24 protein-coding genes are annotated in these 18,821 nt (G+C 46.0%); 13 read left to right on the top strand and 11 right to left on the bottom strand.

What is annotated here, in order from left to right:
* Positions 1–2 precede the first annotated feature (2 nt).
* The 3 genes from kdsB to ICV89_RS01420 all read left to right on the top strand — a co-directional run bounded on the left by kdsB (position 3) and on the right by ICV89_RS01420 (position 2,509).
* Positions 3–767, top strand: coding sequence for a 3-deoxy-manno-octulosonate cytidylyltransferase (gene kdsB / locus ICV89_RS01430; RefSeq protein ID WP_215309030.1), 765 nt, complete (start codon positions 3–5; stop codon positions 765–767).
* A 103-nt stretch (positions 768–870) separates the two neighbouring features.
* Positions 871–1,536 carry an adenylate kinase gene (gene adk, locus ICV89_RS01425; protein ID WP_215309028.1) on the top strand — a complete coding sequence of 222 codons (666 nt, stop codon included), beginning with the start codon at positions 871–873 and terminating at the stop codon, positions 1,534–1,536.
* A gap of 4 nt (positions 1,537–1,540) precedes the next feature.
* On the top strand, positions 1,541–2,509 hold the full coding sequence (locus ICV89_RS01420) for a GDP-mannose 4,6-dehydratase (protein WP_215309026.1): 969 nt from the start codon (positions 1,541–1,543) through the stop codon (positions 2,507–2,509).
* 3 nt (positions 2,510–2,512) lie between these two features.
* On the opposite strand, the gene nrdR is transcribed toward ICV89_RS01420, so the two are convergent.
* Positions 2,513–2,959, bottom strand: coding sequence for a transcriptional regulator NrdR (gene nrdR / locus ICV89_RS01415; protein WP_046329561.1), 447 nt, complete (start codon positions 2,957–2,959; stop codon positions 2,513–2,515).
* A gap of 41 nt (positions 2,960–3,000) precedes the next feature.
* Positions 3,001–4,245 (bottom strand): serine hydroxymethyltransferase, encoded by a 1,245-nt coding sequence (gene glyA / locus ICV89_RS01410; protein ID WP_215309024.1) that lies wholly within the window; start codon positions 4,243–4,245, stop codon positions 3,001–3,003.
* Positions 4,246–4,321: 76 nt separating this feature from the next.
* Between glyA and tolQ the strand changes: the two genes are divergently transcribed.
* From tolQ to queC, 7 genes are all read left to right on the top strand, one after another.
* On the top strand, positions 4,322–4,978 hold the full coding sequence (gene tolQ, locus ICV89_RS01405; protein WP_215309022.1) for a protein TolQ: 657 nt from the start codon (positions 4,322–4,324) through the stop codon (positions 4,976–4,978).
* A gap of 2 nt (positions 4,979–4,980) precedes the next feature.
* On the top strand, positions 4,981–5,400 hold the full coding sequence (locus ICV89_RS01400) for an ExbD/TolR family protein (RefSeq protein ID WP_215309021.1): 420 nt from the start codon (positions 4,981–4,983) through the stop codon (positions 5,398–5,400).
* 19 nt (positions 5,401–5,419) lie between these two features.
* Positions 5,420–6,238, top strand: a complete 819-nt coding sequence (gene tolA, locus ICV89_RS01395) for a cell envelope integrity protein TolA (protein ID WP_215309019.1) — start codon at positions 5,420–5,422, stop codon at positions 6,236–6,238.
* A gap of 3 nt (positions 6,239–6,241) precedes the next feature.
* Positions 6,242–7,549 carry a Tol-Pal system beta propeller repeat protein TolB gene (tolB, locus tag ICV89_RS01390; RefSeq protein ID WP_215309018.1) on the top strand — a complete coding sequence of 436 codons (1,308 nt, stop codon included), beginning with the start codon at positions 6,242–6,244 and terminating at the stop codon, positions 7,547–7,549.
* A gap of 125 nt (positions 7,550–7,674) precedes the next feature.
* Positions 7,675–8,175, top strand: coding sequence for a peptidoglycan-associated lipoprotein Pal (gene pal / locus ICV89_RS01385; RefSeq protein ID WP_215309016.1), 501 nt, complete (start codon positions 7,675–7,677; stop codon positions 8,173–8,175).
* Entirely contained in the window at positions 8,175–8,906 is a 732-nt protein-coding gene (ybgF, locus tag ICV89_RS01380) for a tol-pal system protein YbgF (RefSeq protein ID WP_215309014.1), read from the top strand. The genes pal and ybgF overlap by 1 nt, the downstream gene beginning before the upstream one ends.
* Before the next feature lie 29 nt (positions 8,907–8,935).
* Positions 8,936–9,676 carry a 7-cyano-7-deazaguanine synthase QueC gene (queC, locus tag ICV89_RS01375; RefSeq protein ID WP_215309012.1) on the top strand — a complete coding sequence of 247 codons (741 nt, stop codon included), beginning with the start codon at positions 8,936–8,938 and terminating at the stop codon, positions 9,674–9,676.
* Positions 9,677–9,688: 12 nt separating this feature from the next.
* On the opposite strand, the gene ICV89_RS01370 is transcribed toward queC, so the two are convergent.
* From ICV89_RS01370 to ICV89_RS01350, 5 genes are read right to left on the bottom strand one after another with little or no spacing between them, the layout of a single operon-like run.
* The gene (locus tag ICV89_RS01370) at positions 9,689–10,306 is read right to left on the bottom strand and encodes a riboflavin synthase (protein ID WP_215309010.1); all 618 of its coding nucleotides are present in this window, start codon (positions 10,304–10,306) and stop codon (positions 9,689–9,691) included.
* Between the two features lie 55 nt (positions 10,307–10,361).
* Positions 10,362–11,477: a bifunctional diaminohydroxyphosphoribosylaminopyrimidine deaminase/5-amino-6-(5-phosphoribosylamino)uracil reductase RibD gene (ribD, locus tag ICV89_RS01365; RefSeq protein WP_215309008.1), complete on the bottom strand. Its 1,116-nt coding sequence runs from the start codon at positions 11,475–11,477 to the stop codon at positions 10,362–10,364.
* Positions 11,478–11,524: 47 nt separating this feature from the next.
* Positions 11,525–12,073 (bottom strand): GspH/FimT family pseudopilin, encoded by a 549-nt coding sequence (locus ICV89_RS01360; protein ID WP_251370876.1) that lies wholly within the window; start codon positions 12,071–12,073, stop codon positions 11,525–11,527.
* Positions 12,066–12,395, bottom strand: coding sequence for a hypothetical protein (locus ICV89_RS01355; protein WP_215309006.1), 330 nt, complete (start codon positions 12,393–12,395; stop codon positions 12,066–12,068). Before ICV89_RS01355 ends, ICV89_RS01360 begins: the two co-directional genes overlap by 8 nt.
* 7 nt (positions 12,396–12,402) lie before the next feature.
* Complete coding sequence (locus tag ICV89_RS01350; protein ID WP_215309005.1) at positions 12,403–13,029, bottom strand: PilW family protein; 627 nt, start codon at positions 13,027–13,029, stop codon at positions 12,403–12,405.
* A gap of 411 nt (positions 13,030–13,440) precedes the next feature.
* On the opposite strand from ICV89_RS01350, the gene ribBA reads away from it, so the two are divergent.
* From ribBA to nusB, 3 genes are read left to right on the top strand one after another with little or no spacing between them, the layout of a single operon-like run.
* Positions 13,441–14,580 carry a bifunctional 3,4-dihydroxy-2-butanone-4-phosphate synthase/GTP cyclohydrolase II gene (ribBA, locus tag ICV89_RS01345; protein WP_215309004.1) on the top strand — a complete coding sequence of 380 codons (1,140 nt, stop codon included), beginning with the start codon at positions 13,441–13,443 and terminating at the stop codon, positions 14,578–14,580.
* 18 nt (positions 14,581–14,598) lie between these two features.
* The gene (gene ribH / locus ICV89_RS01340) at positions 14,599–15,114 is read left to right on the top strand and encodes a 6,7-dimethyl-8-ribityllumazine synthase (protein WP_215309003.1); all 516 of its coding nucleotides are present in this window, start codon (positions 14,599–14,601) and stop codon (positions 15,112–15,114) included.
* Between the two features lie 8 nt (positions 15,115–15,122).
* Entirely contained in the window at positions 15,123–15,632 is a 510-nt protein-coding gene (nusB, locus tag ICV89_RS01335; protein WP_215309002.1) for a transcription antitermination factor NusB, read from the top strand.
* Positions 15,633–15,667: 35 nt separating this feature from the next.
* Here the strand turns inward: nusB and trmB are convergent, their stop codons facing one another.
* The 4 genes from trmB to ICV89_RS01315 are packed head-to-tail and all read right to left on the bottom strand — an operon-like array spanning position 15,668 to position 18,783.
* On the bottom strand, positions 15,668–16,477 hold the full coding sequence (gene trmB, locus ICV89_RS01330) for a tRNA (guanosine(46)-N7)-methyltransferase TrmB (protein WP_251370874.1): 810 nt from the start codon (positions 16,475–16,477) through the stop codon (positions 15,668–15,670).
* A gap of 4 nt (positions 16,478–16,481) precedes the next feature.
* Entirely contained in the window at positions 16,482–17,432 is a 951-nt protein-coding gene (locus ICV89_RS01325) for a UDP-glucuronic acid decarboxylase family protein (protein ID WP_215308998.1), read from the bottom strand.
* Between the two features lie 4 nt (positions 17,433–17,436).
* Positions 17,437–17,895, bottom strand: a complete 459-nt coding sequence (locus ICV89_RS01320; protein WP_215308997.1) for a DUF2721 domain-containing protein — start codon at positions 17,893–17,895, stop codon at positions 17,437–17,439.
* Between the two features lie 42 nt (positions 17,896–17,937).
* Complete coding sequence (locus ICV89_RS01315) at positions 17,938–18,783, bottom strand: undecaprenyl-diphosphate phosphatase (protein ID WP_215308995.1); 846 nt, start codon at positions 18,781–18,783, stop codon at positions 17,938–17,940.
* Between the last annotated feature and the right edge of the window lie 38 nt (positions 18,784–18,821).

Here is an 18,821-nt window from a genome sequence, read left to right as displayed (position 1 = left end):
CAATGAGTAACAACACCTCCAAGCCTCCTGAGTTTTTGGTTGTTATTCCTGCAAGACTAGGATCCACTCGCCTGCCTCGTAAGCCGCTAGCTGATATTGGTGGCAAGCCTATGGTGATTCGTGTGGCTGAGCGTGCGCAGCAATCCAATGCCCAAAGTGTTGTAGTAGCAACTGACTCAACAGAAATTCAGGCAGCGTGTGATGAACATCGTATTGAATGTTTATTAACTAGTGCAGATCATCCAACTGGAACAGACCGCATTGCAGAAGTAGCTCAACTGCTAAAACTACCAGCAGATACTTTGATAGTGAACGTGCAAGGCGATGAACCACTTATTCCGCCAGAGTTAATTAATCAAGTTGCTCAAACTTTGGCCGACAATGTTACGTGTGCGATTTCAACTGTGGCAGTCCCCATTGTTGATACCGCGGAAATTAATAACCCCAATGTAGTCAAAGTGGTCCTCAACCGCTCTAATGAAGCGCTCTACTTCTCTAGAGCCACTATTCCGTTTGTTCGGGATCCAAACGCTGGGCAAGTGGTCACCCATTTACGTCATTTGGGCATCTATGCCTATCGTGCCGACTTTCTGCAGGCTTACACCCGCCTTGAACCGGCGCCCCCTGAGCAAGCTGAAGCTCTAGAACAACTCCGCACCCTCTGGAATGGCTATCGTATTGCCGTCTACACAGCCAGCGAAGCCCCACCAGCAGGGGTTGATACAGCTGAGGACCTCGAGCGGGTACGCCGCATCTTGGCCAGCTAGCCCAGAATCTGTTTATTCGGGGGTTCTCGGGGATAATCCTAGGAATTGATAACAAAAGATCCCGAAAAAATACGGGACAATGAGGGCTTCTAAGGGGAAAACAATGCGCTTAATTCTGCTCGGTGCACCAGGTGCTGGCAAAGGAACACAAGCTCAGTTCATTTGCGAAAAATTTGCCATTCCACAAATCTCGACAGGCGATATGTTGCGCGCTGCTGTTAAGGCCGGAACTGAACTTGGCATTGCAGCCAAAAAAATTATGGATGCTGGCGGTCTCGTTTCCGATGACATCATCATTGGTTTGGTAAAAGATCGCTTAACTCAACCTGATTGCAACAAGGGTTACTTGTTTGACGGCTTCCCAAGAACCATTCCACAAGCTCAAGCCATGAAGGATGCGGGCGTACCAATCGATTTCGTTTTAGAAATCGATGTGCCGTTTAATGCCATCATTGACCGCATGAGTGGTCGTCGCGTTCACCCAGCCTCAGGTCGCACTTATCACGTCACCTTTAATCCACCAAAAGTGGAAGGTAAAGACGATGTGACTGGTGAAGCATTGATTCAGCGTGATGACGATAAAGAAGAAACCGTCCGCAAGCGCTTGCAGGTTTATAACGACCAGACCCGTCCGTTAGTGGAGTACTACTCTACTTGGGCAACACAAAGTAATACAGCTGATAAAGTAAAGGCTCCTTCCTACCGCAAGGTTAGCGGCACCGGTAGCGTTGATAATATTACCGCTTCTATTTTTTCAGCATTGAAATAAATTAGTGTCTAAAAAAGCTTTAATCATTGGCATTGCTGGTCAAGATGGTGCCTACCTAGCTAAACATTTGCTGGCAAAAGGTTATGAGGTTACAGGGTCATCACGTGATGTAATGGCCTCTTCATTTAGCAATCTCAACGCCCTTGGTATTCGCGAAAAAGTGAAGCTAATGTCAGTTTCAATTAACGACTTTCGAAGTGTGTTTAACGCAATTCAGATATTTAACCCTGATGAGATTTACAACCTCGCTGGTCAAACTTCTGTAGGCCTTTCTTTTGATCAGCCTGTAGAAGCCATTGAAAGCATTGCTATTGGCACACTTAATATCCTTGAGGTTATTCGGCTACTAAATAAGCCGGTACGCTTTTACAATGCCGGCTCAAGCGAATGCTTTGGCGACACTGGAAGCCTGCCTGCCAACGAAAAGACACTCTTTGCACCGCGTAGCCCCTATGCTGTTGCTAAATCTACCGCCAAGTGGTTAATCAATAGCTATCGTGAGTCATATGGAATTTATGCCTGCACTGGAATCTTGTTTAATCATGAATCGCCATTGCGTCCAGAACGTTTTGTAACTCAAAAAATCATTGCTGGCGCTGCAAAAATTAAAGCGAGGCAACTCAAGATGCTTCAACTTGGAAATCTAGATATTGCTAGAGACTGGGGATGGGCTCCTGATTATGTAGAAGCCATGTGGCTGATGATGCAGCAAGATAAGCCCGATGACTTTGTGATTGCTACCGGTCGCATGGAATCACTGAAGTATTTTGCTGCAAAAGCGTTTGAGTATTTTGATTTAGACTGGCAAGCCCATGTAGAAATTGAGTCGAGCTTTTTTAGACCCAATGAAATTCTATGCAGTGTTGGCGACCCCTCCAAGGCAATTAAAATTCTAAACTGGAAACATCCAAACGACGTCGATAGCGTTATTCAGATGATGTGTGAAACACAAGCAAAAAAATATTTGAACTAAGGTTCACTTAAGCTCCTTAAGCGCGCTCTCAAAAGATTCAATATCTGCAAAGCTTCTATAGACAGAAGCAAAGCGGATGTAAGCTACTTTATCCAAACGCTTGAGTTCACGCATCACTAACTCACCTACGCGCTCACTCGGGATTTCTTTTTCGCCTAAGCTAAGAAGCTTTTCTTCAATACGAGCAATCGATTCATCAACTGAGTCGGAAGAGACTGGGCGCTTACGCAATGCCAGCTTGACTGAGCTGACCAACTTCTCGTGACTGTACTCAACACGGCTTCCATTCTTCTTCACAATTGCTGGCAGCACAAGCTCTACACGCTCATAAGTCGTAAATCGTTTATCGCATTTGGCGCAACGGCGGCGACGGCGAATGGTATCGCCTTCGTCCGATACCCGGGTATCTAGCACCTGAGTATCGTCGTTATGGCAGAAAGGGCAGCGCAATGTGGTTCTTCTTTATGTTTTAGTTTGGCTAGTTATCTGTATTAGCCGTAAACCGGGAAACGCTTAGTCAACTCAGCAACTTGCGCACGAACCTTGGCGATATTGTCAGCATCATTTGGATTATCCAAAACATCTGCAATAAAATTACCAACTTGACGTGCTTCAGCTTCTTTAAAGCCACGCGTAGTCATTGCTGGTGAACCCAAACGAATACCACTGGTGACCATTGGTTTTTCTGGATCATTCGGAATACCGTTCTTATTGCAAGTAATATGCGCCTCGCCTAGTACACGCTCAGCCTCTTTACCAGTCATCTTCTTAGCACGCAAATCCACCAACATCACATGAGAATCTGTACCACCAGAAACAATTCGCAGACCGCGTGAGATCAAAGTCTCAGCCAATGCTTTTGCGTTTGCAATCACTTGTTTTTGATACTCAATAAAGCTAGGCTCTTGCGCTTCTTTAAATGCTGTTGCTTTAGCTGCGATCACATGCATCAATGGACCACCCTGAAGACCTGGAAACACTGCAGAGTTAATTGCCTTCTCATGCTCAGCTTTCATCAAGATGATACCGCCGCGAGGGCCACGCAAACTCTTGTGCGTTGTGGAGGTAACGATGTCAGCATGGGGCACTGGGTTTGGATATACGCCAGCAGCAATCAAACCAGAGTAATGCGCCATATCCACCATAAAAATGGCACCGACTTCTTTAGCCAACTTACCTATGCGTTCCCAATCGATTACAAGAGAGTAAGCAGATGCACCAGCAATAATTAATTTAGGTTTGTGCTCACGAGCTAAACGCTCCATTTGCTCGTAATCGATCGCTTCGTTTTTATCGAGGCCATAAGAAATAGGGTTAAACCACTTACCACTCATATTCAAGGCCATGCCGTGGGTCAAGTGACCGCCTTCAGCCAAACTCATTCCCATGAAGGTATCGCCAGGTTTCAGGAAAGCCAAAAATACCGCTTGGTTTGCGGATGCGCCGCAATGAGGCTGAACGTTAGCTGCTTCAGCACCGTATAAAGCCTTTACTCGATCAATCGCCAACTGCTCAGCCACGTCTACAAACTCACAACCACCGTAATAACGCTTGCCTGGGTAGCCTTCAGCGTACTTATTGGTGAGCTGAGAGCCCTGCGCCTGCATCACTGCTGGAGAGGCATAGTTCTCAGATGCAATCAGTTCAATGTGATCTTCTTGACGCTTATTTTCATTCTGAATCGATGCCCATAGCTCCGGGTCGGTTTTGGCTAAGGTATTTTGGCGGTCAAACATGGTCATAATCCTGATGAAGTTGTATTGCTGAGTGAATTAACTTAGTAAAATCAACCTACATCATACAAAATCCACCATGACACCTACTCAAGATCTCTCATTTCTCTCTCTCGTCCTGAATGCCAGCCTATTAGTCCAGTTAGTAATGTTGTTATTACTGGGCATGTCAGTAGCCTCTTGGACCATCATTTTTAAGAAAACTGCCATTCTGAGAGGGGTAAGGCGCGATACCGAGCGCTTTGAGCGGGACTTTTGGTCTGGCGGCGACCTCCACACCCTTTTAGAGGTCGCCCAGCGCAATACCCGTAGCGATGCCGTTCTGGAGCACATCTTCGAAGCAGGCATGCAGGAGTTCACCAAGGGTCGAGAGATAGATGCTGCCCGTCGCGCCATGAAAGCCACTTACCAACGTGAAATGGACGTGCTGGAAGCTAATCTGCCATTCTTAGCCTCCGTAGGCTCAGTCTCCCCTTATATCGGCCTATTTGGCACCGTTTGGGGCATCATGCATGCCTTCCGCGGTCTAGCTAACGTACAAAATGCCACTCTGTCTGCGGTCGCCCCGGGTATTGCCGAGGCACTGGTGGCTACTGCTATTGGCCTCTTTGCTGCTATCCCTGCGGTGGTTGCCTATAACCGCGCAGCAACGGATGTGGATCGCTTAGCAATTCGTTTTGAAACCTTCATTGAAGAATTCACCAACATCTTGCAACGTCAAGCTTCAGGTAGATAAGCATGGCAGGCTCACTCAGAAAATCCTCGAAACGTCGGGCAATGTCCGACATCAATGTGGTGCCTTACATCGATGTGATGTTGGTATTGCTGGTCATCTTTATGGTGACAGCGCCAATGGTTAATCCTGGCGTTGTGAATTTACCAACTGTAGGCGGTGCAAAAGTGCAATCATTGCCACCCGTCTTTTTAACAATCGATGCCAATGAAAATGTCATCGTACGCAAAGATGGTGATCCAGTTCAAACCCTAAATAAATTTGAACTCGGTGCATTTGCAAGATCACAGGCAGAAAAATCTGCTGAGCAACCTGTTGTCCTTGCTGCAGAAAAATCCATTAAGTATGAAGTGGTAATGGAAGTGATGTCCAAGCTAAAAGAGAATGGCGTGAAGCGTGTCGGCCTTGCCGTGAAGAGCCAATAAGACTCCTTGCCTTGCATACATGAATAGCGCGCAAACTTTTCGTCCAAGCTCATTAAACTTTAAACGAGGGCGACCTACTAAAAACGAAAGCACTACACGTGCTTTTAGTTTTTCACTAGCCGTACACTTAGGCCTAATAGCTTTCTTGGTCATCGGCATTAGCTGGAATAACTCAACCCCTTCTGGCGTTGAAGTTGAACTTTGGGATGCAAGCCAACAAGTCGAAACGCCTGTCGTTCCTGAAGTCAAAACTGAGATGAAGGAAGAAGCAGCGGACATCGCCATTAAGAAAAAGAAGGTTGAACCAGAGCCCCCTAAGAAAGAAGTGGTGAAAGAAACACCGAAGCCAGTTACTCCAACTAAGCCTCCTCCACCCAAGGAAAAAGAAAAAGAGAAGCCTAAAAAGCCTGAAGCACCGAAAGCTGCTGCCCCTGCAGAAACTAAAGCCAATGCTGCCGCTGAAAAAGTTCGCGCAGATCAGCTAGCACGCTTACGCGCAGCTGCCGGGGCTGAAGGTGGTAGTGGTGGCACAAGCGGTAGCGGTGTCGGCGGTGGCGGCAATGCGCCTCCTGGCTGGACAGATAAAGTAGTTAAGAAAGTAAAACCGCTCATCGTGTTTAATCCAGAATCTATCAGCGGCAACCCTGCGGCAGTTGTTAAAGTAAACCTTGCACCGGATGGTGCAATCTTAAGTACAGATCTCGTCACCTCCAGCGGTAACGCAGGATGGGATCGGGCAGTTCTCCTCGCACTGAGTCGCGCAGAAAGTCTGCCGAGAGACGACAATGGAAAAATTCCTCAAAGAGAAGTTAAGCTGACCTTTAAACCCAAGGACTAAAGCATGTTGCGAGTTGCTAAAAAGTATTTTTCATCAGTAGTGTCAGCATCCCTAGCGGTGCTATCAATGGCCAGCCTAAGTTCTTCAGCGCTAGCGCAAATGAATATTGAAATCACTGGTGTAGGCCAGTCGCTCTATCCCATCGCAGTGATGCGCTTTAAGGATGAGAGCAAGCTTCCAACCAGCGTAACTGACATCATTCGCCAAGACTTAGCACGCAGCGGCTATTTTAAAAATACCGAAAATGGTAACGCTAGCGAAAGTGATGAGGGCACACCTAACTACAAATCTTGGGTAGCTCGTGGTGCAGATGCTTTGACTGTGGGCTCTGTGGTGCAGACTAGCGCAGGTCAATTTGAAATTCGCTATAAACTTTTTGATATTCGTAAATCCGAAAGCCTTGGCGGCTTAAATATTAATTCCAGCGCAGATAATTTACGTGCAGCAGCTCACAAAATTGCCGATGACATCATCCTCAAGCTATTGGGTGAGCGCGGTATTTTTTCAACCCGACTCTCTTACGTTATTAAAGAAGGTAAACGCTATCGTTTAGTGATATCCGATGCGGATGGTCAAAATATTCGTAATGCCATGAATAGTGGGGAACCAATCATCTCCCCATCGTGGTCGCCAGATGGCAAGAAAGTAGCCTACGTTTCCTTTGAAGATCGTAAGCCAGTCATCTATGTTCACGAGCTCGCTACTGGCCGCCGCATTGCCCTCTCAAACCAAAAAGGAAATAACAGTGCGCCAGCCTGGTCACCCGATGGCAAAAAGTTAGCGATCTCCCTCTCAAAAGACGGCAATACCCAGATCTATAGCATCAATGCTGATGGAACGGGCTTGCAGCGCCTTACTCGTGGTTACACCATTGACACTGAACCTCAATATTCTGCTGATGGTCGTTACATCTACTTCACAAGTGATCGTGGCGGCAATCCACAGATTTACCGCATGAGTGCTGAAGGTGAACAGGTTGATGGCGCCAAACGAATTACCTTCAAGCAGGGTTTTGTCACTTCGCCACGCATTTCACCGGATGGTAAATATCTGGCCTATATCGCCAACATTGGTGGAGCCTTCCGCCTCTATATCCTCAATCTAGCAACAGGCGATTCCCAAGCGCTCACCGATGGAACTAGCGATGAGTCCCCATCTTTTGCGGCAAACGGTCGTTATGTTCTGTATTCCACTAAGGTAGGCGGTAAGCGGGTTTTAGCTGCGGTGTCAGTGGATGGAAACTCTAAGCAAATATTAAGTATTCCAGGGTCTGATGTACGTCAGCCATCTTGGGGGCCATTTATGGACTAAGCCTTACTAGGCCATAGTTCGGCAGCCAGATCTTTCTGGCGAAATAGCCAATATTGAGCTCTTAGGGGCATAATATTGTCTATTAGCTTATTTAGTTACTCAGTTTGTAGGAAAAAGGACAGATCATGAAGATTTCTATTGCACGTCGTGCAGCAACCCTCAGCCTTGTTGGCGTAACAGCACTTTTTTTGGCGGCATGCTCTAGCGTCAAACTAGATGATGTTGACGGTGCTAACGGTGGCGGTAGCGGAAACTTTGGCTCACAGCCATGGAATGATCCAAGCAGCCCACTCTTTCAGCGTAGCGTGTACTTTGATTTGAATGAATACACTGTTCAAACTAAATACCAAAAACAATTGTCTGCTCATGCCAGCTTCTTAAAGGCGAATCCAAAGCAGAAGATCATTATTCAAGGCAATACCGATGAGCGTGGCACTGCAGAGTACAACTTAGCTTTAGGTCAGCGTCGTTCAGATGCAGTACGTAAATCACTCAATTTGATGGGTGTTTCTGAAAATCAAATGGAAGCAGTGAGCTTTGGTAAAGAAAAACCAAAAGCTGAAGGTGATAATGAAGCAGCGTGGGCAGAAAATCGCCGTGCTGACATTGTTTACATTACTAACTAATGCGCACTCTTACACACTCTTTTAAACAAACGCTCTCACGAGCGTTTTGTTTAAGTGCTACGGCTCTTTGTTTATGTGCCTCGAACAATGCATGGGCACTCTTTGCTGATGATGATGCACGCAAAGCCATCTTAGATTTACGAAAATCATTTGCGACCGCGCAAATGGATTTACAAAATCAGATTGAAAAACTCAAGGCTGATAATGCAGAGCTTCGCGGCAAAATTGAAAACCTTGAAAAGCAAGGTGATGATATCAGCACCAGCCAGAAGACTTACTACCAAGATCTGGATAGCCGCTTAGGCAATTTTGAGCCCCGAACAGCCACGATTGAGGGTGTCAGCGGCACAGTTCAACCTAGCGAGAAAAAAGCTTACGACGATGCCTTAAAAGCCTTCCAGTCAGGCAATCTCAAGAGGGCAGACGAGGGCTTCGCAGCTTTTGTGAATCGCTACCCCAAGAGCCCATACGTACCACTGGCACTATTTTGGAGTGGCAATAGTAAATATGCCAACAAGGACTACCCTGGTGCGATTGCTCAGCTACAAAGCCTCATTAAGCGCTACCCAACACATCCTCGCGTTCCATCAGCTATGTTGACTCTGGGCAATGCGCAATTAGAGAGTGGCAATAAAGCAGCTGCTAAGAAAACTTTTAGCGAGATCATCAGCAAGTATCCAGATACTGAGGCAGCAAAAGACGCGCAGCAACTCATCGCCGCTACGAAGTAATTCGGTAACTAAGGTTTCAATACTTTTCTATGTCTAAGTTATCTGCTGCTTTTCAAAAAATTGCTCCACGCAAGCCAAACGCACCTGCCGTCATTTTATTTTCTGGCGGCTTAGATTCGAGCACGATTCTGGCTCTGGCAAAAGACCTTGGTTACGCGCCCTATGTTTTGTCAGTTAGTTACGGACAACGTCACTCTTCTGAGTTGGCAGCAGCAAAACATCTTGCCAAGAAGATGGGCGTCATTCGTCACGAGGTAGTGAATTTAGACCTTACTCGCTTTGGTGGTTCAGCTTTGACTGACTCATCCATCGATATCCCAATTACCCCAGGCAAAGATCTAGAAATCCCCGTGACTTATGTTCCTGCTCGCAATACGATTTTGCTATCACTTGCTTTAGGCTGGGCTGAGTCATTAGGCGGCCTAGATATTTTTTATGGTGCCAACGCAGTTGACTACTCTGGTTATCCAGACTGCCGTCCAGAATATGTTGCTTCATTTGAGGCAATGGCAAACCTAGCCACTAAAGCCGGTGTTGAAGCGCTTAATAATGAAAATCGCTTTCGGGTTCATGCGCCGATCATTAGTATGAGCAAAGCAGACATCATTCAATTAGGCACTACTTTAGATGTCGACTACTCACAAACTGTTTCTTGCTACCAGGCAAATGATTTGGGTGAAGCTTGTGGCGAATGTGAATCTTGCCGCCTAAGACAAGTAGGCTTTAAGCAAGCCAACTTAAGTGATCCAACGCGATATCAAAAGAAGTAAAGCACAGTTAGCTTACTGAGCTTGCGTTTCCATCATGCGTGCAACATAACGCGCAATCAAATCTACCTCTAGATTCACTGCATCGCCCTGCTTTAGCTTGCCCAAGGTCGTGTTCTCGAGTGTGTGGGGAATGATATTAATATCTACCAAGCAAGCGTCTTGACGATCTTGCGTTTTATTGACTGTTAAGGAAACACCATTAACAACAATTGATCCCTTGTATGCCAAGAATGGGGCCAATGTCTTCGGGGCTTCAATTTGCAGAAGCCAAGAACCATAAGCATCCTCAGCGACAGTTGCAAAGTGCAATACCTTGCCCACACCATCCACATGCCCACTCACTAAATGACCGCCTAAGCGATCATTTAATCGTAAGGCTTTTTCTAGGTTCACTGGCCCCACTTTATCTAGGCCAATCGTCTTATTCAAAGACTCACGCGAGATATCTAAAGCAAAAGTAGTATCAGTCAATTCAGTGGCTGTCATACAAGCACCCTGAATCGCAATACTGTCACCCAAAGCAACATCATCGAGATACCCAGAGGGCACTTCAACTACTAAGTGCAGGCCATCGCCTTTAGCTTGAGCACTTTTGATTTGACCAACTGCAGTAATAATTCCAGTAAACATAGTGGGATCTTAAATAGGTGTTTTGTAATTTGTATGAATCGTTATTGCTTATTTGTTATGTCTTGCTCAGGCGCAAACGAAGATCAGAGCCAAGCAGACTTTGATCGATGATTTGCCAATCTTGACGTTGATCTAATGCCGTCAACGGGGTGATATTAACCATCCCGATACCCTCACCCATAAAGAAGGGTGCGTAATAGAGCAACAATTCATCAACGCAATTTTCTCTCAGCAAGGATCCATTGAGCTTAAATCCAGCCTCGACATGGATTTCATTCATGTGGCGCTCTTTTGCTAAATACGCAAAGAGTTTAGGTAAATCCACCTTGCCATTAGCGTTAGCTATCGCAATGACTTCAACTCCAATAGCCTCAAATGCTTTTGCCTTTTCTTGACTCTCCTGAGAATCCAAGGAGGCGCAAACCAAGATGACGCCTGATGCTTGGTGCTTACTCAATACCTTAGCATTCAGCGGTGTTTCTAGTTTTGAATCAACAATAATTCTCCAGGGCTGGCGTTCGGTTTTGACATCCCGTACATCAAGGCATGGGTTATCCTCTTTGACGGTACCTACCCCAGTCAATATGGCGCAAGCTTGAGCACGCCAATGATGGCCATCCGCCCGAGCTAAGGGACCAGTAATCCATTGGCTTTGGCCATTTGCTAAAGCTGTCTTGCCGTCTAAGCTGGCAGCGATCTTCATACGAACCCAAGGCAAACCTCGAGTCATCCTAGAAATAAATCCCTGATTCAATGCTTGAGCTTCAGATTCCAATAAACCACAACGCACATCAATACCAGCAGCCTTTAATCGCTCAAGACCTTTGCCACCAACCAAGGGATTGGGATCGGACATTGCCGCAATCACTAAGGACGGTTTGGCCGCAATTAAAGCGTCGACACAAGGCGGCGTTCTACCAGTGTGGTTGCAGGGCTCTAAGGTGACATAGATCGTAGATCCAGCAGCGTCCAAACCATTGGCCTTTACATCAGCTAATGCCTGAACTTCTGCATGGGGTCCTCCCACTCTTTGGGTGTGTCCGCGCCCAATCACTAAACCGTCTTTCACAATGATGCATCCGACCCGTGGGTTGGGGTTAGATAGATAAAGGGCATTTTGAGCCTCGACTATTGCCTGGCTCATAAATTGATGGTCGACTGCGGTGTACATGGGTCTATTAAAACCGATTGTGGGCAGAAGCAGCAAATTTACCCACCTTACTTGCAGGCTTTGGAGTCCTTAGTCGGATCGCAAATTCTCCAGCGCCCCCCGCTACCTAGTATAAGATGCCTCTCGAGCCTAGACTCTCGGTCGTGACCCAATATCAGACGATTCGCTACAAACCCGCCTTGGGCTGTTTTGGCAGCACCAGCAGCGTTAAATAAAATACCCCTCTTAGATGTGTGAGGATCAATAAACTGCTTACCCCCACCCTTGAAATACACCCGCCCAAGATCGCCTTGAGAAATCCACTGCCGCTCAATACAAGTTGATTTTGGCTGACGTTTATCGCAAACGTTTTTAACTACCCAACCCTCTTCCCATAGATCTCCATTCAATGGAGTGATGTGTACAGGCACGCCCAATAGAAATGCTTGGGCTCGTGCAAATTGAGCATGCGCAATAAAACGTCTAGCAATGATATCGATTTCCCTAGCGGCCATTTGCTCATGCAATAGAGGCAATGTCGATATCGCCATGATGGCAATAATTAGCACAACAGCCATCAACTCTAACAAGCTATAACCTTGATCTTGCTTACTCAAAGTTCTGTCGCCAATTTAACCGTGTAACGATATTGTTTTTTTCATCTAAGAATATGAGAATCTCCAAGCTTGGTTTTAATTTGCTCGATAGTAGCCAAAGATTTTTTCCGACTGACTGTATATGGCAAGGAGGATTTTCTATGACAGTAATATTAGAAAGATGTTGCTCACATTCAAGAAGTGCTTTTTCTGCAGCAATAAATTGCTTCTGAGCTTCTACATACGTATTGACGCTCATAACTTCAAGTGCAGCTAAGCGCTCTAACTGAATGACCAGCATAGAGAGAAGCGCCAGTAGCGATAAGACCCAAGCAAGAACCATAGTAGATTCACCGTAGATTACGAGTGGTAAATATTCGCTCAAAGCTCTGGTGAATGGATCCGCCATCAGTCATCTCCAGCTTTACCTTAAAAGCCTTACCAGCACTGGCTGGAAGCGGCTCAAAGGAAAGATGGTGAATACCATTCATTAAGGTTGTGTTTTGGATACGCCCCTGACGATCAAGTGATTGGCAGATTAGAGAGCCACCATTGACCTTCACTCCTTTTGGAGCAGATGCTTGCCGATCCACTAAAAATCCTTGCTGCGCTAAATTATTTTTAGTGCGTTCTTTTGACAAAGTATTACCGATGCAATCATAGTCAACCCCTTGAGAAATCTCTTGTTTCACCATCAGCGAGTCGGAACCTCGATATCCATTATTTTTCTGAATCTGAATGTAACTACCCGAAGGAGAATTTTTTCCTATAGATGCAATCGCTGAATGAGCATTCTGATAACCAGCCATCCGAATAGCACGCCTGATTAATTCCAGTGCACGATCTGCTTCCGCTGTAAGAGACTGTGATTTTTCATGCTGGATTTGTTTGGCGATGAACTCACCGCTATTTTTTATGAGTGGTGCGACCAAGACTAGGGATAGGGCGAGACCGACGAGACATTCCAATAGATTCATCCGCTAACTTTCGTGAAATTTGGTTTGAGTGATTTAGTTGCGCAGCAGTCAATATGGCGAGCTCATGCCTATCCATCTCTTTTCTGAGCCCTGCCCTTTTCTCCTGAAATTGACCTAAACGTAAAATCATCCCCTGGTAGTTATTACTCAAGCCCATCCAACTGCTTGCAACTAGACTCATGGCCACCAGAACTTCCAATAAGATGAATCCATTAGCCATGACATTTGATTTAAGGGGTGGTGAGGATTTTTGAATTCGTGAGTGCACGGCCCATTTTCTCGAGATGAAGGCTGAAAAAATAGGCCTTTCATGGGTATCCACTGTCAGAAAAACTGGATATTGCTCCAATATTGACCGCAGGAACCTAGGCTGAAGCTCGAAACCCCCTCCTCAGCTTAAAATAGAGGGCTATGCAAAATAACCTCGCCTCCACAGAAGAAATTGTTGCCGAGCTCAAAGCCGGCAAGATGGTCATTCTGGTCGATGAAGAAGATCGCGAGAATGAAGGTGATTTAGTGCTTGCTGCCGACCACGTCACCCCAGAGGCGGTGAATTTCATGGCCAAGCATGGTCGTGGCTTAATTTGCCTGACTTTAACGCGTGAGCGCTGCCAACAAATTAACCTGCCCCTAATGGTGCGGGACAATGGCACTTCGATGGGCACTAATTTCACTGTTTCGATTGAGGCAGCAAGTGGTGTTACTACTGGTATTTCAGCAGCAGATCGTGCCCACACCATCAAGACCGCAGTTGCCGAAAATGCGAAGCCTAATGATCTAGTTCAGCCAGGCCATATCTTTCCATTGATGGCGCAACCCGGTGGCGTATTGATTCGCTCTGGTCATACTGAGGCTGGATGCGATTTAGCTGCAATGGCTGGTTGCTCTCCTACTGCCGTTATTTGCGAGATCATGAAGGATGATGGCAGCATGGCGCGATTGCCAGACTTGTTCGAGTTTGCAAAAGAACATCAATTAAAGATTGGCAGCATTGCCGACCTAATTCAATACCGCAGCCAACACGAGAGTATTGTGGTGCGCGAGGGTGAACGTGAGTTCACCACTCCTTGGGGCAAGTTTCAGGGAATCATTTATCGCGATACGCCAAGCTCTTGCATTCACTTGGCGCTAGTTCATGGCAAACCCACAGAGACTGAAGAAACCTTAGTCCGTGTTCATGAGCCCGTCACAGTATTAGATTTCCTAGACTCGAATGTCAGCACACACTCCTGGCCTTTGGCTCAAGCTTTGCAGAAGTTGGCTGCAGCCCCTTCTGGCGTAGCAGTTCTTCTCAATGCTTCTGGCGTTGCAGCTCCTAATGATGCAGACTGGTTAGCTCATTTTCATAAATTGAATGGCACACATGCTGAATCCGCAGTAAAGCCACTAGCTCGCAAAACTGATTTCCGTAGCTACGGCATCGGCGCGCAAATCCTCAAAGATATCGGCGTTGGCAAAATGCGCTTACTCGCCAATCCTATTCCAGTGCCTAGCCTTTCCGGATACAAGCTTGAAGTAACAGGCTACACACCATTTAAATCTAATCAATAAGCAATTTCGGCAAACAATATGAATACAAGTAACGATAAATCCGCAGTAGGCGTACTCGCCACCGACCTCAATGGCCAAGATCTGCGTGTAGGTATTGTGCAAGCGCGCTTCAATGAAGAGTATTGCGTTGCACTCACTACCGCTTGCATTGAAGAGTTAATCAAACTGGGTGTGTCGCAATCTGACATCAAATTGGTCACCGTCCCAGGCGCACTAGAAATCCCCTTTGCACTGCAAAAGCTTGCTGAAACAGGCGAGTTCGATGGCTTGGTTGCACTAGGCGCCATCATCCGTGGCGAGACTTATCACTTTGAACTCGTATCGAATGAATCTGGTGCTGGCATTACCCGTGTTTGCCTTGAGTCTGGATTACCGATCGCCAATGGTGTCCTCACCTGCGAAACAGATGAGCAAGCTCAGGTTCGTGTTCAGGTAAAGGGTCTTGATTGCGCAAGAGCAGTTGTTGAAATGGCTAACTTGGCTTTAGCCCTTACTCCCGATATTGATTTTGAAATCAATCCTTCAGAAGAGTAATTCCCAAGATGAATAAAAACGTACCTAGTCCACAGGCAGCATCAGGCACACCCAGTGCGCCCAGCGCTCCTAAACGTTCACTCACGCCACGTCGTCGTGCACGTGAATATGCTTTACAAGGTGTTTATCAAAGCCTAGTCATGCGCCGTGCAGGTAGTCTTCCGAATGCTGCGGCAATTGCTAAGCAGTTAGCTGAAGATCCTGGCTTTCGTCGTTGCCAACATGATTTATTTCAGGGTATTTTTACTGGCGTCCTTGAGCGCACCGATGAGCTAGAGGGCATCATTACCCCAGCTCTCGATCGACCTATTAATGAACTATCCCCTGTAGAGCATGCAGCCCTACTCATTGGTACATACGAACTGGCTATTGATTTAGCGGTTCCCTACAAAGTGGCTATTAATGAGGCCGTGGAATTGGCGAAAACCTTTGGTGGCACTGATGGCCATAAGTACGTCAATGGCGTACTCGACCTACTAGCTCAAAGATTACGTAGCACTGAAATTCAGGCTGGTTAAGCAGCTAGCTGTGGTCTCGCTCTTGGTGATTGGTTTTACTTCTTTTTGTAAACCAAGTCCCACACTCCATGGCCTAACTTAATTCCGCGATTTTCGAACTTAGTGGTCGGCCTGTATGCAGGCCTCTCAACATATCCAGGATGCTTAGCATCAAGCTGTTCAAGGGTAGGCTTAAATTCTTTAAGGGACTCTTTAGAAAGCTCAAGATCACTTGCTATATCAGCCGCAGAAAAAGTTTTAATACTCATTTGCTCGGTCGAGGTATTCACTAAATCAGACTTTTCATTTAAGACTAACAACATTTGCTCAGCGTAGTTATGCCAATCGGTCGCGAGGTGTAAATAAGCTCCGGGCTTTAAACGAGAAATTAATAATCTTACAAACTCTGCTTGAATCAAGCGTCGTTTGTGATGGCGCTTCTTATGCCATGGATCTGCAAAATAAATATGGATGCCATCCAAAGAATTGGGAGCAATCATTTTTTCCAGAACCTCAACGGCATCGTGACGAATCAGACGCAAATTAGTGAGATTATTTTCGCCAATCAATTTCAGCAAGGCGCCCACGCCAGGAGTATGCACTTCAATTGCCAAGAAATCATCTTCGGAGCGCAAAGCAGCAATTTTGGCAGTGGTCTCACCCATACCAAAACCAATCTCTAAAATCTTGGGACGTGAAGATCCATTAAATGCTTGCTGCAGATCTAGAACGGATTCCTGAAACGGAATCAAAAATTGGGGACCCAATTCATCAATGGCGCGTTGCTGTCCGGCAGTAGTCCGGCCCGCCCTCAATACAAAAGAACGGATACGATCAAAATGTTTTTCTGATTTTCCTTGGGGCAACTTATTAAACCATTTTCTTAAAGTATGTAATTGTCTCCTTGAGACCATCCTCTAAATTGACTTTAGGCTGCCAATCTAACTTATCCCTAGCTAGATCAATATTAGGTTGACGCTGCTTTGGATCATCTAATGGCAAGGGTTGATGGATGATTTTTGACTTACTTCCTGAGAGCTTGAGAATTGTTTCAGCTAATTGCAGCATAGTGAACTCACCTGGATTACCGATATTAATTGGGCCAGTAAACCCCTCTTCTGAGTTCATCATTTTGACCATTGCATCGATTAGGTCATCAACATAGCAAAAACTCCGAGTCTGCTGGCCATCACCATAAATAGTGATGTCTTTGCCTTGTAATGCCTGAACAATGAAGTTGCTCACAACACGACCATCATTTGGGTGCATGCGTGGACCATAGGTATTAAAAATTCGTACAACTTTGATTTCTAGCTGATGTTGACGATGGTAGTCAAAGAATAAGGTTTCAGCACAGCGCTTACCCTCGTCATAACAAGAACGTATGCCGATTGGGTTGACTCTTCCCCAATATTCTTCTGGCTGAGGATGCACTTCAGGGTCACCATAAACTTCGCTGGTAGAAGCTTGCAAAATGCGAGCCCTGGTTCGCTTGGCAAGTCCCAGCATGTTAATAGCACCATGTACGCTGGTTTTGGTAGTTTGCACAGGATCGTACTGATAATGGACCGGCGAAGCGGGGCAAGCTAAATTATAAATTTGATTAGTTTCCACATAGAGAGGGAAAGTCACATCGTGACGCATCACCTCTAAATTTGAATTTCCTAATAGGTGAGCCAAATTCTGCTTAGTGCCCGTAAAAAAGTTATCGACTACTAAAACCTCATTACCCTCTTTAAGAAGTTTCTCGGTGAGATGGGAGCCTAGGAATCCGGCGCCACCAGTAATGAGGATTTTTTGATTTCGATTGTAATTTTGCATAATTTTATTTTGGGAAAGGGGTATTCCATCCAGCCGAACGATAGGCATAAACTACTTCGCCCAGCACAATAGAAAGTGATGTCATAAAAGATATTAATCCAAGTACAAATGTCCAAATAACATAAGTTGCCTGCAATGATCGAACCGCGCCCGCTTGAAAGAAGAACAGCTCTAGTACGGTCAGTGAAATAAATACACCACTTAATACGTCAAAGAAAATGGCAGCAGTACAAAGACGGCCCCGCACTTTTGCTTCGTTAGCCTCTTTCATCATGTGATTCAACATGACTTGATCCTGAATACTACCCTCCTGAATGCGGTGCTGAATAGCCCTCATACGATCGACTGAACGGGCTAGGCGAGCAGAGATCGCATTAATCAAAGTAGCAACTGCAGTCAACAAAAATACCGGGGCAAGAGCCAATTGAATATTGTTCGTAATTGCGTCTATTGATACATCCATTATTTTTCCAGTCGATCTTTATTAATATTGATGAGGGCCACCTCAATGTGACCAAGCAACTAAACCGCTGAATGCGCTTAACAACACCAGCACACCAAAAATGATTCGATACCAAGCAAAAGGAATGAAGTTGTGTCCAGCAACATATTGAATCAGCCAACGTACGCAAATGAAAGCCGATACAAAAGCAGAAATAAAGCCGACCACAATTGCCCAAGTAAAGTCCCCAGACAAATAAACAGGGCTCTTCCAAAGCTTCAGTAACTCATAGGCAGTAGCACCAACAATAACTGGGATAGCCAAGAAGAATGAGAACTCCGTAGCAACTGCGCGTGGTAAACCAAATAACATCCCACCAATAATGGTTGCCCCGGAGCGGGAGGTGCCTGGTATTAAAGCAGCGCACTGCGCTAAGCCCACCTTCAATGCATCCAAAGGAGTGAGCTCATCTACTGACTGAATGGAGTTTTTACTCGCGGCGACTGTTCTCTGACGTTTCTCAGCCCAAAAGATTACGAGTGCCCCTACGATAAAAGCGCTAGCAACCGGAATGGGTGCGAACAACACAGCCTTGATATGCTTACCAAACAGAAAGGCAAGACCCATCGCAGGAATCGAGGCAATGACTAAGTTCATTACAAAGCGCCGAGAGATTGCGCTTGTTTTGATAGTAGAGGCTACCTTCCAGAGCTTTTCTCGAAACTCCCAGCACACCGCCAAAATGGCACCAAACTGGATAATGACCTCGAAGGCCTTTCCCCGCTCGTCATTGAAGTCGAGCAAATCACCCGCCAAAATCAGATGTCCTGTGCTAGAGATTGGCAAAAACTCCGTTAAGCCCTCGACAACACCCAGTATTACTGCTTTACCTAGCAAAATTAGATCCATGGTCCTAATTTTATAGATAGATGAAGCCTTGTAGACGA

It is taken from the genome of Polynucleobacter sp. Adler-ghost (assembly GCF_018688495.1).
Classification (GTDB): domain Bacteria; phylum Pseudomonadota; class Gammaproteobacteria; order Burkholderiales; family Burkholderiaceae; genus Polynucleobacter.
Note: the sequence above shows the minus strand (reverse complement) of the source record. Positions and strands in the feature narration are given on the sequence as shown.